The sequence below is a fragment of the Sedimentibacter sp. B4 genome, from assembly GCF_000309315.1.
GTDB lineage: Bacteria > Bacillota > Clostridia > Tissierellales > Sedimentibacteraceae > Sedimentibacter > Sedimentibacter saalensis.
Genome location: NZ_CANG01000388.1, coordinates 1 through 594 on the forward strand (window position 1 = coordinate 1; position 594 = coordinate 594).

The window sequence follows — 594 nt, forward strand, 5'->3', positions numbered from 1 at the left end:
TCGCCGACGTGATCGACCGGCTGGTCATCACCGCGGAGCCGAGCTACCTGGCCCGCTTCACCTCGGCGAGCCACGTGGTGAGCTACCAGCGGCGGTTCATGGCGGCCGCGGCGACGGCCACTCGACCGGGAGTGAGGCTCAACGCATGATTCTCGGTTTCGGGTCCGACCCGAACGCGACGCAGTTGCGCCAGGAGCTGATGGCCCGCGCGTCCGCTCTCGGGCACGACGTGGTCGACTTCGGTTCGGACGACCCGATCTATGCCCACACCGCGATCGTGGTCGCCCAGGCGGTCGTGGCCGGCCGCCTCGACCGCGGCGTGCTGGTCTGCGGCACCGGAATCGGAGTCTCGATCGCGGCCAACAAGGTTCCCGGCGCCTACTGCGCGCTGGTGTCCGATGTGTACCAGGCCCGGCGCGCACAGCTGAGCAACAACGCCAACCTGATCGCGATGGGCGCACAGGTCATCGGACCGGAGCTGGCGAAATGTCTCCTCGAGGAGTACCTCAAGGAGTCCTTCGACCCCGGCTCCCGAAGTGCGCCCAAGGTGGCGGCGATCACCGACTACGAGCGTGGGCGTGCCTGATGTCCCCC

1 protein-coding gene is annotated in these 594 nt (G+C 68.5%); it reads left to right on the forward strand.

Annotated features, from left to right (window positions below):
* The first annotated feature begins 145 nt into the window (after nt 1-145).
* Nucleotides 146-586 carry an RpiB/LacA/LacB family sugar-phosphate isomerase gene (locus BN358_RS11565; protein WP_040582925.1) on the forward strand — a complete coding sequence of 147 codons (441 nt, stop codon included), beginning with the start codon at nt 146-148 and terminating at the stop codon, nt 584-586.
* Nucleotides 587-594: the final 8 nt, after the last annotated feature.

Bases quoted from the DNA above. Each gene is read 5' to 3' on its own strand.
- BN358_RS11565 (WP_040582925.1), top strand. From the start codon at position 146: ATGATTCTCGGTTTCGGGTCCGACCCGAACGCGACGCAGTTGCGCCAG.